The sequence below is a fragment of the Acidovorax sp. genome (assembly GCF_047607405.1).
Classification (GTDB): domain Bacteria; phylum Pseudomonadota; class Gammaproteobacteria; order Burkholderiales; family Burkholderiaceae_C; genus Acidovorax.
The window spans coordinates 19,793-31,685 of sequence record NZ_JASGDA010000001.1 but is presented as its reverse complement, the minus strand read 5'-3'; the positions used below and the strand labels follow the sequence as shown (position 1 = coordinate 31,685).

The window sequence follows — 11,893 nt, the reverse complement described above, 5'->3', positions numbered from 1 at the left end:
GGAACCGGAGCCTTCATGGTGCGCATGCGCCGTCAACGCGGTGTAGGCGAATTGCGAAGTGTTGTGAAGTTGTGTTTCGTGTCGCGTGATAGGCGCCAGCGCCAGCGCCAGCGCCAACGTCAGCGCCGCAGCTGCGTGAACACCTCGAACTCCCAGCTGCGCAGCGCCAGCAGCAGGGTGTAGCCCTCCAGCTCGTGCGGGGGCAGCTTCTGGTCGGCCAGGTGCTGCTGGGCGAAGTCCTGCGCCACGCGCTGCATGCGTTCCATGAAGGCGGGCGCCAGGGCGCGGCTGATGGTGCCGTGGACCAGCAAGACCCCTTCGCCCGGGCCGTCGAAGCCGCCCGCGAAGTAGTCCAGCAGCGCGTGCTCGCGAAAGAAGTTCATCACCGGCCCGTGCGGGCGCCAGCGGAAAGTCTTGGCGAGCTTCAGGCGGTAGCGGTTGAGCGGGCGCAGCTCGATGATGCCGATGCGGTCGAGCTGCGCGAGGTACTTGACGCCCTCGGCCTCGGTGAGCCGGTAGGTGGACGTGACCTGCTCCAGCGTCCACTGGCTCAGCACGCAGATTGCCATGAGGGTCAGCTTCCTGTCGGCCAGCACGGCTTTTTCCTGCTCCAGGCTCAGCTCCTTGAGCAGCGGCTGGCTGTCGGCCACGCGCCGCGCCAGGTCGGCGAAGTCGAGCGCCAGCGCACGGCAGATCGCGTCGATGCGCGACAGCGGCATGTCGCCCTTGGCCAGCATGCGCTTGACGCTGGACTCGGCCATGCCCAGCGCCTGGGCAAGGTCGGCATAGGTCATGTGCGCGGCCTTCAGTTCCTTCTTCAAGGCGGCGACGAGGTCGGCGGTGGTGCTCATGGGTATCGATTATCGATACCCGAGGTGCATGGGCGGCCACCTGTGCGACTTCCGACGGGCTGTCGCCGCATCGGTTGCCGATACTGCGCCCGTGGGCACAATGGCGCCCGCGCCGCGACCCCTCTTATCCGCATTTGGAGCACGACACATGGACCGCACTGAACCCACCCCGGCACTGCACGAGGACCCGAACCAGTTCGCCCTGCTGCGCCAGCGGCGCTTTGCGCCGTTCTTCTGGACGCAGTTCTCCGGCGCGGCCAACGACAACCTGTTCAAGTTCGCCTTCACCGTCATGGTGACGTACCAGATCGGCGTGTCGTGGCTGCCGCCCGCGATGGCGGGGCTGGTGATCGGGGCGCTGTTCATCCTGCCGTTTCTGCTGTTCTCGGCCACGTCGGGGCAGCTGGCCGACAAGTACGACAAGCGCGCGCTGATCGTGTTCGTCAAGCGGCTGGAGATGGCCATCATGGCCATCGCGGCCTGGGGCTTCTTCTCGCAGAGCGTGCCCGTGCTGCTGGGCTGCACCTTCTTGATGGGGCTGCACTCCACGCTGTTCGGCCCGGTCAAGTTCGCCTACATGCCCCAGGTGCTGACCGAGCGCGAGCTGACCGGCGGCAACGGCATGGTGGAGATGGGCACCTTCGTCGCCATCCTGCTGGGCAACGTGGCGGGCGGGCTCATCATCGCCGTGCCCGAGATCGGCGCGCACCATGTGGGCTTTGCCTGCGTGGTGCTGGCGGTGGCGGGGCGCGTGGTGTCGGGCTACATCCCCTCGCTGCCCGCCACCGACCCGGGGCTGGTCATCAACTGGAACCCGATCACCGAGACATGGCGCAACCTGAAGATCGCGCGCGAGAACGTCGTGGTCTTCCGCTCGCTGCTGGGCATCTCGTGGATGTGGTTCTTCGGCGCGGTGTTCCTCAGCCAGTTCCCCAGCCTGGCCAAGGAGGTGCTGCACGGCAACGAGCAGGTGGCCTCGCTGCTGCTGGTGGTGTTCTCGGTGGGCATCGGCATCGGCTCGCTGCTGTGCGAGGTGCTGTCGCGCCGCCACGTCGAGATCGGCCTGGTGCCGCTGGGCGCCATCGGCATGAGCGTGTTCTCCATCGACCTGTACTTCGCGTCGCGCGGCCTGCCGCCGTCCGAGATCATGAACGTGGCCGCCTTCATCGCCCAGGGCGCGCACTGGCGCGTGATGACCGACCTGCTCCTGCTGTCGCTGTTCGCGGGCCTGTACAGCGTGCCCATGTACGCGCTGATCCAGATGCGCAGCCAGCCCACGCACCGCGCGCGCATCATCGCGGCCAACAACATCCTGAACGCGCTGTTCATGATCGCCAGCAGCCTCATCGCGGGCGCGCTGCTGGGCGCGGGCTTTACCGTGCCGCAGATCTTTTTGTTCACTGGCATTGCCAACGCGGTGGTGGCGTTCTACATCTTCCTGCTGGTGCCCGAGTACCTGCTGCGCTTCGTGGCCTGGGTGCTGTCGCGCTTCGTCTATCGCTTCAAGGTGCAGGGCGACGAGAACCTGCCCGCGTCGGGCGCAGCCATCCTGGCGTGCAACCACGTGAGCTTCGTCGATGCCGTGCTGCTCATGGCCGCCAGCCCCCGGCCCATCTACTTCGTGATGGACCACCGCATCTTCCGCGTACCCGTGCTGGGCTGGCTGTTCAAGCTGGCAAAGGCCATCCCCATCGCGCCCTACAAGGAAGACCCTGCCACCTACGACGCGGCGTTTGCCCGCGCCGCGCAGGTGCTGCGGGGCGGCGACCTGCTCGCCATCTTCCCCGAGGGCGGCATCACCCGCGACGGGCAGTTGCAGGCGTTCAAGGGCGGCATCATGAAGATCATCGACCGCGCCCAGGGCGACGGCGTGATGGCCCCGGTGATCCCCATGGCGCTGACCAACCTGTGGGGCTCGTACTTCAGCCGCGTGGAGCAGGGCAACGCCATGGTGCGGCCCTTCCGCCGCGGCATGTTCAGCCGTGTGGGGTTGAACGTGGGCGACCCCGTGGCACCCAGCGAGGTGCAGCCCACGCTGCTGCGCGAGCGGGTGCAGATGCTGCTGGCGCGGTAGTTTTTAATGGAAATGGCCGCTGGCGCTTATGCAGCAAGCGCCAACAGCTATTTATTCAATAGCAAATCAAGCCTCTTCGACCGCAAAGCGCAGTCCCGCATGGGCCTGCAGCCGGTCGATCAGCCTGTCGCCCATGGCGGGCGCGGGCGTCCAGATGCCGCCGGGGGTGGCGGCGGCGCTTTGTTGCAGCAGGCACACCGCCGCCTCGGCGATCATCTTGGACGTGGAGCCGTAGCCCGGGTCGCGGTCGCCCCGCACGCCCACGCGCAGGCTGCGGCCCGCGTCGTCCTGGCCCACGAACAGCAGGTCGTAGAAACCCGCCTCGCGCTCCGCGCGCGAGGGGCCTTCGCCGGGCTTCGGGCCGTCGCTCGCGCCCAGGGACTTGTCGCTGGCGACGGCGTTCGCCAGCGCCTCGCCCTTGTCGCCCGCGCCGGTGACCAGCATCTCGTCATAGACGAAGTCGGCGCCGTAGGCGTGCTGCAGCAAGAAGTTGGAGCGGTGTACGTTGCGCGTGTTGATGGCCGCCATCACGAACGGCGCCACCCACAGGCCCAGCGCCTCGTCCAGCATCGGCTTGTTGCCCGGCGGCTGGCGCGGCCCCGTGAAGCCGGGGGTGAGCGAGAAGGGGTTCTTCAGCAGATCCAGCACCGCAGGGTTGGCCGCAGCCGCTGCCAGCGTGGCCTTGAGGCTCGCGGCGGTGCCGCCCGAGAACGTGCCTTTCATCTGGCGCACCCGCCCGCGCACGCGGCTGGCCGGGTGGCCGAAGCGGTGGCGGAATTCCTTTTGCAGCAGGAACACGCCCAGGTCGAACGGAATGGAGTCGAACCCGCACGAGAACACGATGCGCGCGCCGCTGGCCTTTGCCGCAGCCTCGTGTACGTCGATCATCTGGCGCATCCAGGCGGGTTCGCCGCACAGGTCCACGTAGTCCACGCCCGCCGCCGCGCAGGCGGCCACCAGTTCGCTGCCGTAGAGCTGGTACGGCCCCACGGTGGTCAGCACCAGGCGGGTCTGCGCCATCAGCGCCCGCAGGCTGGCGGGGTCGCTGGCGTCGGCCACCACCAGCGGCGTGTCGGCGGGCGCGCCCACCTCGTCGCGCACGGTCGCCAGCTTGGCCGCGCTGCGCCCGCCCATGGCCCAGCGCGGGCCGCCGCTGCTTGCGGGGTAGCGCTGCAGCAGGTACTCGACGACGAGGCGGCCCGTGAAGCCGGTGGCGCCGTACACGACGAGGTCGAAGGGTTGGGTCATGGCGTTGTCTCCTTGCAAGCCTGCGATTGTGGGAGATGGCCGGGTGCCCGCATGTCGCCCAGGTGCCCGATCTGGCGGGGCCAAAGTATCGCGTGGCAATACCGGGCAGCCGGCCCGCAGCCACTGCGCACCCTGGGCGCGGACAGGCGGCGCGGGGCGCTGCACCATGCGCTACCTGTTCAACGATGGCCCTGTCGCTGCTGCCCGTGGCCATGGAGCCCGTCACCGTGCGCTCGCGCGAGCAGGCGCAGGCCTGGCTGCAGTTCAAGGGCTACGAGCCGACTGCGCTCAAGATCGGGCCGCTCACTGCAGCGCACGCAGATGGCGTCGGCCCCGGTTGTGGTGGTGCTGAAAAATTAAGCCAAAATGGCCTCCAGCGCTTATCCATCAAGCGCAAGCAGCTACCAAAAGAATAGTAAGGAACGAATATGAGCAAATCCCTGCGCCTGTCCGAGAAATGGTTTCGCCGCGGCCTGTGGCTGGTGGCCTTCGTGTTCGCGGGCTTCCTGATCGGGCTGGGCGGCACCATCGTGGGCGACTTGCCCAAGGTGGAGACGCCGCTGCGCGTCGATGACTTCCTGGACAAACCCGCCGCCGACAAGCTGCGCGCCGAAGTCAAGCAGGCCCGCCAGGCAGAGCAGGACGCCCAGGAAGCGCTGGAGCAGGCCCAGTTGCAGCACAGCAAGGCCCGCAGCGAGAGCCAGTCCGCGCGCGAGACCTTCAACAACTGGCTGGCCACGCGCAGCGCCACGCAGCGCGCCGACCAGGACCCGCAAGTGATCGCCCGCACCCAGGCGCTGGACGTGCTCAAGCGCGCCGAGCGCAAGACCCAGCAGGCGGTGGAGGCCCAGCAGCAGGCCGCGCTCGACGCGCGCCAGGCCGCCGCCGCCGCGCAGGAGCGGCTGGACCAGCTCGAAGCCGACGGCACCGTGAAGCTCGACGCCGAGCGCCGCAGGGTCGAGCTGCGCGTCTTTCTGTACCGCCTGGCGCTCACGCTGCCGCTCTTGGCCGTGGCGGGCTGGCTGTTCGTGAAGAAGCGCAAGAGTACCTACTGGCCCTTCGTGTGGGGCTTCATCTTCTTCGCGCTGTTCGCGTTCTTCGTGGAGCTGGTGCCCTACCTGCCCAGCTACGGCGGCTATGTGCGCTACGTGGTGGGCATTGGCATCACGGCGCTGGTGGGGCGCTACGCCATCGTGGCCCTGAACCGCTACCTGGAGCGCCAGAAGCAGGCCGAGGCCCTGCCCGACCAGGAGCGCCGCAAGGATCTGGGCTACGACGTGGCCCTGGCGCGGCTGGCCAAGGGCGTGTGCCCGGGCTGCGAGCGCCCGGTGGACTTGAAGAACGCGGCCATCGACTTCTGCCCGCACTGCGGCATCGGCCTGTTCGACCGCTGCGCGCCCTGCGGCACGCGCAAGAGCGCCTTCGCGCGGTTCTGCCACGCCTGCGGCGCAGGCTCGGGCGTCAAGCTGGCGCAGGAGTAGAGGGCGGGGTTCAGCACTCCACCACGTTGACGGCGAGGCCGCCGAGCGAGGTTTCCTTGTAGATGGCCTTCATGTCCTCGCCCGTCTGCTTCATGGTGCGGATCACGGTGTCCAGCGACACGTAGTGGCTGCCGTCGCCGCGCAGCGCCATGCGCGCGGCGTTGATGGCCTTGACCGCGCCCATGGCGTTGCGCTCCACGCACGGGATCTGCACCATGCCGCCCACGGGGTCGCAGGTCAGGCCCAGGTTGTGCTCCATGCCGATCTCGGCGGCGTTCTCCACCTGCGCGGGCGTGCCGCCCAGCACGGCGGCCAGCGCGCCCGCCGCCATGGAGCAGGCCACGCCCACCTCGCCCTGGCAGCCCACCTCGGCACCCGAGATTGATGCGTTGGCCTTGTAGAGCATGCCGATGGCGGCGGCGGTGAGCAGGAAGTCCACCATGTGCTCGTCGCTCGCGCCGGGCACGAAGCGCGCGTAGTAGTGCATCACCGCAGGCACCACGCCCGCCGCGCCGTTGGTGGGCGCAGTCACCACGCGGCCGCCTGCGGCGTTCTCCTCGTTCACCGCCATGGCGAAGGCGTTGACCCAGTCCATCGCGGCCAGCGGGTCGGCAGCGCCCTGCTGCGCCTGCGTCAGCTCGCGGTGCAGCTCGGGCGCGCGGCGGCGCATGTGCAGCGGGCCAGGCAGGGGCGTGGCGGCCAGCGGGTTGCCGATGCCAAAGCCGCGCTGCACGCAATCCTGCATCACCTGCCAGATGCGCAGCAGGCCCGCGCGCACCTCGGCCTCGGGCCGCCAGGCGCATTCGTTGGCGAGCATCAGGCCCGCCACCGACAGGCCGCTGGCGCGGGCCTGGGCCATCAGTTCATCGCCCGAGGAGAAGGGCCAGGGCCAGTTGCGCTGCACGGCGCTGGCGGGCGGCGCCGTGCCGCCTTCCACCACGAAGCCGCCGCCCACCGAGAAATAGCTGCGCGCCGAGAGCACCGCGCCGTCGGCCGCGTAGGCGGTCAGGCGCATGGCGTTGGGGTGTTCGGGCAGCGACTGCCCGCCCAGGAAGACGATGTCGCGCACGCGGTCAAAGACGATGGCGTGGCGGCCCAGCAGCGCCAGTTGCCCGGTCTTGCGAAGCAGGGCCAGGCGCGGCTGCACGGTGGCCGGGTCCACGGTGTCCGGCGCGTCGCCCATCAGGCCCAGGATCACGCCCTGGTCGGTGGCGTGGCCGTGGCCGGTGGCGCCCAAGGACCCGAACAGATCGGTGTGTACGCGCGCGGTGCGTTCCAGCAGGCCGCCCTGCTCCAGCGCGCTGGCGAACTGCTGCGCGGCGCGCATGGGGCCCACGGTGTGCGAGCTGGACGGGCCGATGCCGATCTTGAAGATGTCGAAGGCGGAGAGCATGCGTTGGCAGGTCAGTCGGCGGGCAGCTGCTGCTGGACCAGGGCCACCCAGTAGGCGGCGCCCAGCGGCAGGATGTTGTCGTTGAAGTCGTAGTAGGGGTTGTGTACCGGCGGGTCGTTGTCGCCCTCGCCCGCGCCGATGGCGATGTAGGCGCCGGGGCGCTTTTGCAGCATGAAGGCGAAGTCCTCCGAGCCCATGGCGGGCGGGATGTCGGTGTGTACCTGCGCCTCGCCCACCAGGCTGGCGGCGGCGGCCACGGCGGCGGCGGTCTCGGCGGGCGTGTTGACCACGCCGGGGTAGCCGCGCATGTAGTTCAGCTCGACCCGGGCGCCGTGCGTCTGGCCCACACCCTCGCAGATCTGGCGCATGGCGGCCTCGGTCTTGTCCTGGATGGCCGCGTCCAGCGTGCGCACCGTGCCGCGCAGCACCACCGTCTCGGGGATCACGTTCCAGGTGTCGCCGCCATGGATCTGCGTCACGCTGACCACGGCCGACTGCGTGGCGCCGGTGCGGCGGCTCACGATGGTCTGCAGCGCGTTGACGAGCTGCGAGGCGACCACGATGGAGTCGATGCCGGTCTCGGGCATGGCGCCGTGGCTGCCCTTGCCGGTGACGGTGATCTCGAAGGTGTCCAGGTACGCCGTCATGGTGCCCACGCGGATGCCGAACTGCCCGCGCGGCATGCCGGGGAAGTTGTGCATGCCATAGACCGCGTCGGCGGGGAACTGCTCGAACAGGCCCTCGTCCACCATCACGCGGCCGCCGCCCTCGTTCTCCTCGCCGGGCTGGAAGACGAAATGCACCGTGCCCTTGAACGGCTTGTGGCGCGCCAGGTGCGCCGCCGCGCCCAGCAGCATGGCGGTGTGGCCGTCGTGCCCGCAGCCGTGCATCTTGCCCTGGCAGGTGGAGATGTGCGGCTTGTTGCCGCCTCCCAGCTCCTGCATGTTCAGCGCGTCCAGGTCGGCGCGCAGGGCGATGCTGGGGCCGTCGCCGTTGCGCAGCGTGGCCACCACGCCGGTCACGGCCAGGCCTCGGTGGACAGGCAGGCCCATCAGCGTGAGGGCCTGCGCCACCACGTTGGCGGTGCGGTGCTCCTCGAAGGCCGTCTCGGGGTGGGCGTGGATGTCGCGGCGCCAGGCGACCATGCTCTGGCGGATGTCGTCGGAAATCTCGGGGTCGCGGTACATGGTGGTGCGCTCCAGAAAAATTGGGTCAGTGGAAGAATTCTGCGATCAGCGTGGCGCCCAGGAAGGTGCCCGCCGTGGCGGTGAGCGATACCACCACGATACGCCAGCCCAGTTGGCGGAACAGGGGCAGGTCCTTGGCCACCGAGAAGCCCGCCAGCGCCAGCACCGGCGTGGTGAAGGCCAGGAAGTTGAGCTTGCCCGTGAGCGCGAGCACGGTGTCGGTGAAGGGCAGCAGGCCCGGGATGCCGAAGACCGTGGCCACCACCGACAGCACCAGCACCAGCGGCACGCGCGGCAGCAGGCGCTTGATCGCCTCCACCAGCGCGACGATCACCACCACCACGGCCATGCCTTCCAGCGACTCCAGCACCGGCACCTTGTACGACAGCGCGTTGGCGATCACCACGCCGCCGACCATGACCAGCCAGGCCAGCACCGTGTCGGCCAGCGACAGCGCATGGGCGGCGACGGCCTGGCTGGCGTTGGCGGGAGCGGCCTCGGCCACCGGCGCGCGGCCGCGCTGGGTCAGGCGGCCCAGCACCGGCTCCAGCTTGCCGTAGAGCCACGAGCAGGCGGGCAGCGACAGGAACAGCGTGAAGTAGAAGCCCACCACCGAAGTCAGCAGGTTGGACGCGGCCGCGATGGCGGTGATCTGCTTCACCTGCTCGGGCGGCACCTGCGCGGTGATGGCCCCCAGCGCGGCGGCCATCAGGCTGCCCGAACCCACGCCCGCGCCCATGGCGAGCGAGCGCGGGTCGAAGATGTTCAGGCTGGCGACGAAGCCCGCCAGCACCGCGATGAACAGCGCGCCGAGCACGGTGCCGGTGATGTACTCGGCCAGCACGCCCCGGCCCTCGGGCGAGGCCATGCCGTACTTCTCGCTGATGATGACCAGGTTGCCTTCGCGGCCCACCGAGAAGGTGGCGCCCACGGCCTCGCGCTTGATGCCCAGCAGCAGCGCCAGCGGCAGGCCCAGCGCCAGCGTGCCGAAGGCATGGCCGAACTCCTGGAAGAACAAGGCCCAGCCGGCCTGCCGCACCATCGGCAGCGCCGCGCCCACGGTGAGGCCCAGCTTGACGATGAACAGCAGCAGCCCGGCGTCCAACAGGCCGCCCGCCAGCCCTTGCAGGCCGGTGTCGATGCGCACCGCCGACGGCAGGCGCCGCTGCGCAATGCCCCAGGCGGCGGCCAGCAGCAGCGCCCACAGCATGGGCAGCAGCACGACCTTGCCGGGGCCGACCTGGAAGTTCGCGGGGCCGATCAGTTCGGCCAGGGCAACGACGACGATCGTTACGGCGAGCAGCCGCAGCTTGCCGCTGGCGCTGGGCGCGGCGGTCACGGCGGCGGTGGCGGGCACGGCGGGATTCATGGGGTGGTCCTTTGACGTTGGTGGAGGGGCGAAGCGGTGCCCATGAAGTCTCTCCAGGCCAATGGATTGCATCAATGATCGAGATTTGGGATATTTGTTGCATTGAATGCAACGCTTGAAGGGCCCGCCGATGGACGACAAACTCGAAAGCCGCCGCCTGCGGTACTTCATGCAGGTGCTCGAAAGCGGCTCGGTGCGCGGCGCCGCCGAGGTGCTGGACATGGACCCTTCGGCGCTGAGCCGGGCCGTCGGCATCCTGGAGAAAGAGTGCGGCACCCGGCTGCTGGAGCGGCGCGGGCGCGGCGTGGTGCCCACCGACGCGGGGGAGCTGCTGGCCGCCTACCTGCGCCGCCAGAACAGCCAGAAGCGCCACCTGCTCGCGCAGATGGCGAGCATCGAGAAGGTGGAGCGCGGCCACATCGACATCGTGGCGGGCGAGGGCTTCGTGGACTGGCTCATGCGCCACAGCCTGCGCAGCTTCATGCAGGCGCACCCGGCCATCACGGTGGACCTGGCGGTGGCCAGCAGCGACGACATCGTGCGCAGCGTGGTCGAGGAGCGCGCCCACATCGGCCTGCTGTTCCAGCCGCCGCAGGACGACCGGCTGCGCTCGCACCATTCCCACCCGCAGCCGATCGAGGCCATCGTGGCGGCGTCGCACCCGTTGGCCCGCAGGCAGGGGCCGCTGGCGCTGGAAGACCTGCTGCCCTATCCGGGCGCGATGCTGCACCGCAGCTTCGGCGTGCGCCAGCACATCGAGGCCGCCGAGGTCAGCGAGGGCGTGCGCCTGAAGGCGGCGCTGACCACCAGCTCGTTCAACGCCATCGGCCAGTTCGTGGCGGCGGGGCTGGGCTATGCGCTGAACACGCGGCTGGCCTTTCCGTCCAGCCTGGGCGCCGAGTCCTTCGTCTGCCTGCCCATGAAGAACCCGCTGCTGCACCAGGGGCGCACGCACGTGGTGTCGCGGCATGGCCGCATGCTGCCGCCTGCGGTGCTGGAGCTGCTGAGGCTGATGGTGAGCCAATTCGAGCGCCGCACGCCGCCGCCCTGATGCGGCGCAGCGGCGGGGCGTCGGCCCCGGTGGCGCGGACCGCGCTCACACGCCGCGCGCGCGGTCGGCCTTGAACCGCGCGCGGAACGCGGTGAACGCGCCCGCGTCCAGCGCCTCGCGCACCTCGCGCATCAGGTTCAGGTAGTAGTGCAGGTTGTGTACCGTGGTCAGCATGGGGCCCAGCATCTCGCCGCAGCGGTCCAGGTGGTGCAGGTAGGCGCGGCTGAAACCATCGCGTCCGCCCGCGTCCCAGGCCACGCCGGACGGGCCCGCGCAGGCGTAGCAGGTGCAGGTGGTGTCCAGCGGCTGGTGGTCGGCCTTGTGGCGCGCGTTGCGGATTTTCAAGTCGCCATGGCGCGTGAAGATCGTGCCGTTGCGCGCATTGCGCGTGGGCATCACGCAGTCGAACATGTCCACGCCGTCGGCCACGCCCTGCACCAGGTCCTCGGGCGTGCCCACGCCCATCAGGTAGCGCGGCTTGTGGGCGGGCAGGCGGTGCGGCGTGTGGGCCATGATGCGCAGCATCTCGTCCTTGGGCTCGCCCACGCTCACGCCGCCGACGGCGTAGCCGGGGAAGTCCATCTCGACGAGCCGCTCCAGCGACTCGGCGCGCAGGTTCTCGTACATGCCGCCCTGCACGATGCCGAACAGGGCGTTGGGGTTGGCGAGGCGGTGGAACTCGTCCTGCGACCGCTGGGCCCAGCGCAGGCTCATCTCCATGCTCTTGCGCGCCTCGGCCTCGGTGGTGAGGTGGCCCTGGGTCTCGTAGGGTGTGCATTCGTCGAGCTGCATCACGATGTCGCTGTTCAGCGTGGTCTGGATCTGCATGCTCACCTCGGGCGACATGAAGAGCTTGTCGCCGTTGACGGGGCTGGCGAAATGCACGCCCTCCTCGGTGATCTTGCGCATGGCGCCCAGCGACCAGACCTGGAAGCCCCCCGAGTCGGTGAGGATGGGCTTGTTCCACTGCTCGAAGCCGTGCAGCCCGCCGAAGCTGTGCATCACGTCCAGCCCCGGGCGCATCCACAGGTGGAAGGTGTTGCCCAGGATGATCTGCGCGCCCATGTCGTGCAGGCTGCGCGGCATGACGCCCTTGACGGTGCCGTAGGTGCCCACGGGCATGAAGATGGGGGTCTGCACCACGCCGTGGTTGAGCGTGAGTGCGCCGCGCCGGGCGTGGCTGTCGGGGTCGGTGGCGAGAAGCGTGAATTGGAGCATGGGGGCATTGTCCCAAATGCC

Annotated in this window: 9 protein-coding genes and 1 pseudogene; 4 read left to right on the top strand and 6 right to left on the bottom strand. The window is 69.5% G+C overall.

What is annotated here, in order from left to right; all coding sequences use genetic code 11:
• Nucleotides 1–119: 119 nt before the first annotated feature.
• Entirely contained in the window at nt 120–851 is a 732-nt protein-coding gene (locus QM569_RS00140) for a helix-turn-helix domain-containing protein (protein WP_414985194.1), read from the bottom strand.
• A 148-nt stretch (nt 852–999) separates the two neighbouring features.
• Between QM569_RS00140 and QM569_RS00135 the strand changes: the two genes are divergently transcribed.
• Nucleotides 1,000–2,925, top strand: a complete 1,926-nt coding sequence (locus QM569_RS00135) for an MFS transporter (protein WP_414985193.1) — start codon at nt 1,000–1,002, stop codon at nt 2,923–2,925.
• Nucleotides 2,926–2,991: 66 nt separating this feature from the next.
• On the opposite strand, the gene QM569_RS00130 is transcribed toward QM569_RS00135, so the two are convergent.
• Nucleotides 2,992–4,173: a saccharopine dehydrogenase family protein gene (locus QM569_RS00130; RefSeq protein WP_414985192.1), complete on the bottom strand. Its 1,182-nt coding sequence runs from the start codon at nt 4,171–4,173 to the stop codon at nt 2,992–2,994.
• A 188-nt stretch (nt 4,174–4,361) separates the two neighbouring features.
• Between QM569_RS00130 and QM569_RS00125 the strand changes: the two are divergent.
• A pseudogene (locus tag QM569_RS00125) lies at nt 4,362–4,589 on the top strand (DUF2145 domain-containing protein); the annotation flags it as partial.
• A gap of 12 nt (nt 4,590–4,601) precedes the next feature.
• Nucleotides 4,602–5,654, top strand: coding sequence for a serine endopeptidase (locus tag QM569_RS00120; protein ID WP_414985191.1), 1,053 nt, complete (start codon nt 4,602–4,604; stop codon nt 5,652–5,654).
• A gap of 10 nt (nt 5,655–5,664) precedes the next feature.
• On the opposite strand, the gene QM569_RS00115 is transcribed toward QM569_RS00120, so the two are convergent.
• Genes QM569_RS00115 through QM569_RS00105 form a run of 3 tightly spaced genes read right to left on the bottom strand, consistent with a single transcriptional unit; the run spans nt 5,665 to nt 9,603 of the window.
• Nucleotides 5,665–7,047 (bottom strand): L-serine ammonia-lyase, encoded by a 1,383-nt coding sequence (locus QM569_RS00115; RefSeq protein WP_414985190.1) that lies wholly within the window; start codon nt 7,045–7,047, stop codon nt 5,665–5,667.
• Between the two features lie 11 nt (nt 7,048–7,058).
• Nucleotides 7,059–8,234: a M20 aminoacylase family protein gene (locus QM569_RS00110; protein WP_414985189.1), complete on the bottom strand. Its 1,176-nt coding sequence runs from the start codon at nt 8,232–8,234 to the stop codon at nt 7,059–7,061.
• 25 nt (nt 8,235–8,259) lie between these two features.
• Complete coding sequence (locus tag QM569_RS00105; RefSeq protein WP_414985188.1) at nt 8,260–9,603, bottom strand: DUF3100 domain-containing protein; 1,344 nt, start codon at nt 9,601–9,603, stop codon at nt 8,260–8,262.
• Between the two features lie 130 nt (nt 9,604–9,733).
• Here QM569_RS00105 and QM569_RS00100 point away from each other — a divergent pair, with 130 nt between their 5' ends.
• Nucleotides 9,734–10,654 (top strand): LysR family transcriptional regulator, encoded by a 921-nt coding sequence (locus tag QM569_RS00100; protein ID WP_414985187.1) that lies wholly within the window; start codon nt 9,734–9,736, stop codon nt 10,652–10,654.
• Nucleotides 10,655–10,699: 45 nt separating this feature from the next.
• Here the strand turns inward: QM569_RS00100 and tgt are convergent, their stop codons facing one another.
• A complete protein-coding gene (tgt, locus tag QM569_RS00095; protein WP_414985186.1) occupies nt 10,700–11,872 on the bottom strand; it encodes a tRNA guanosine(34) transglycosylase Tgt in 1,173 nt (390 codons plus the stop codon).
• Nucleotides 11,873–11,893: the final 21 nt, after the last annotated feature.

Bases quoted from the DNA above. Each gene is read 5' to 3' on its own strand.
- QM569_RS00140 (WP_414985194.1), bottom strand. From the start codon at position 851: ATGAGCACCACCGCCGACCTCGTCGCCGCCTTGAAGAAGGAACTGAAG.
- QM569_RS00135 (WP_414985193.1), top strand. From the start codon at position 1,000: ATGGACCGCACTGAACCCACCCCGGCACTGCACGAGGACCCGAACCAG.
- QM569_RS00130 (WP_414985192.1), bottom strand. From the start codon at position 4,173: ATGACCCAACCCTTCGACCTCGTCGTGTACGGCGCCACCGGCTTCACG.
- QM569_RS00120 (WP_414985191.1), top strand. From the start codon at position 4,602: ATGAGCAAATCCCTGCGCCTGTCCGAGAAATGGTTTCGCCGCGGCCTG.
- QM569_RS00115 (WP_414985190.1), bottom strand. From the start codon at position 7,047: ATGCTCTCCGCCTTCGACATCTTCAAGATCGGCATCGGCCCGTCCAGC.
- QM569_RS00110 (WP_414985189.1), bottom strand. From the start codon at position 8,234: ATGTACCGCGACCCCGAGATTTCCGACGACATCCGCCAGAGCATGGTC.
- QM569_RS00105 (WP_414985188.1), bottom strand. From the start codon at position 9,603: ATGAATCCCGCCGTGCCCGCCACCGCCGCCGTGACCGCCGCGCCCAGC.
- QM569_RS00100 (WP_414985187.1), top strand. From the start codon at position 9,734: ATGGACGACAAACTCGAAAGCCGCCGCCTGCGGTACTTCATGCAGGTG.
- tgt (WP_414985186.1), bottom strand. From the start codon at position 11,872: ATGCTCCAATTCACGCTTCTCGCCACCGACCCCGACAGCCACGCCCGG.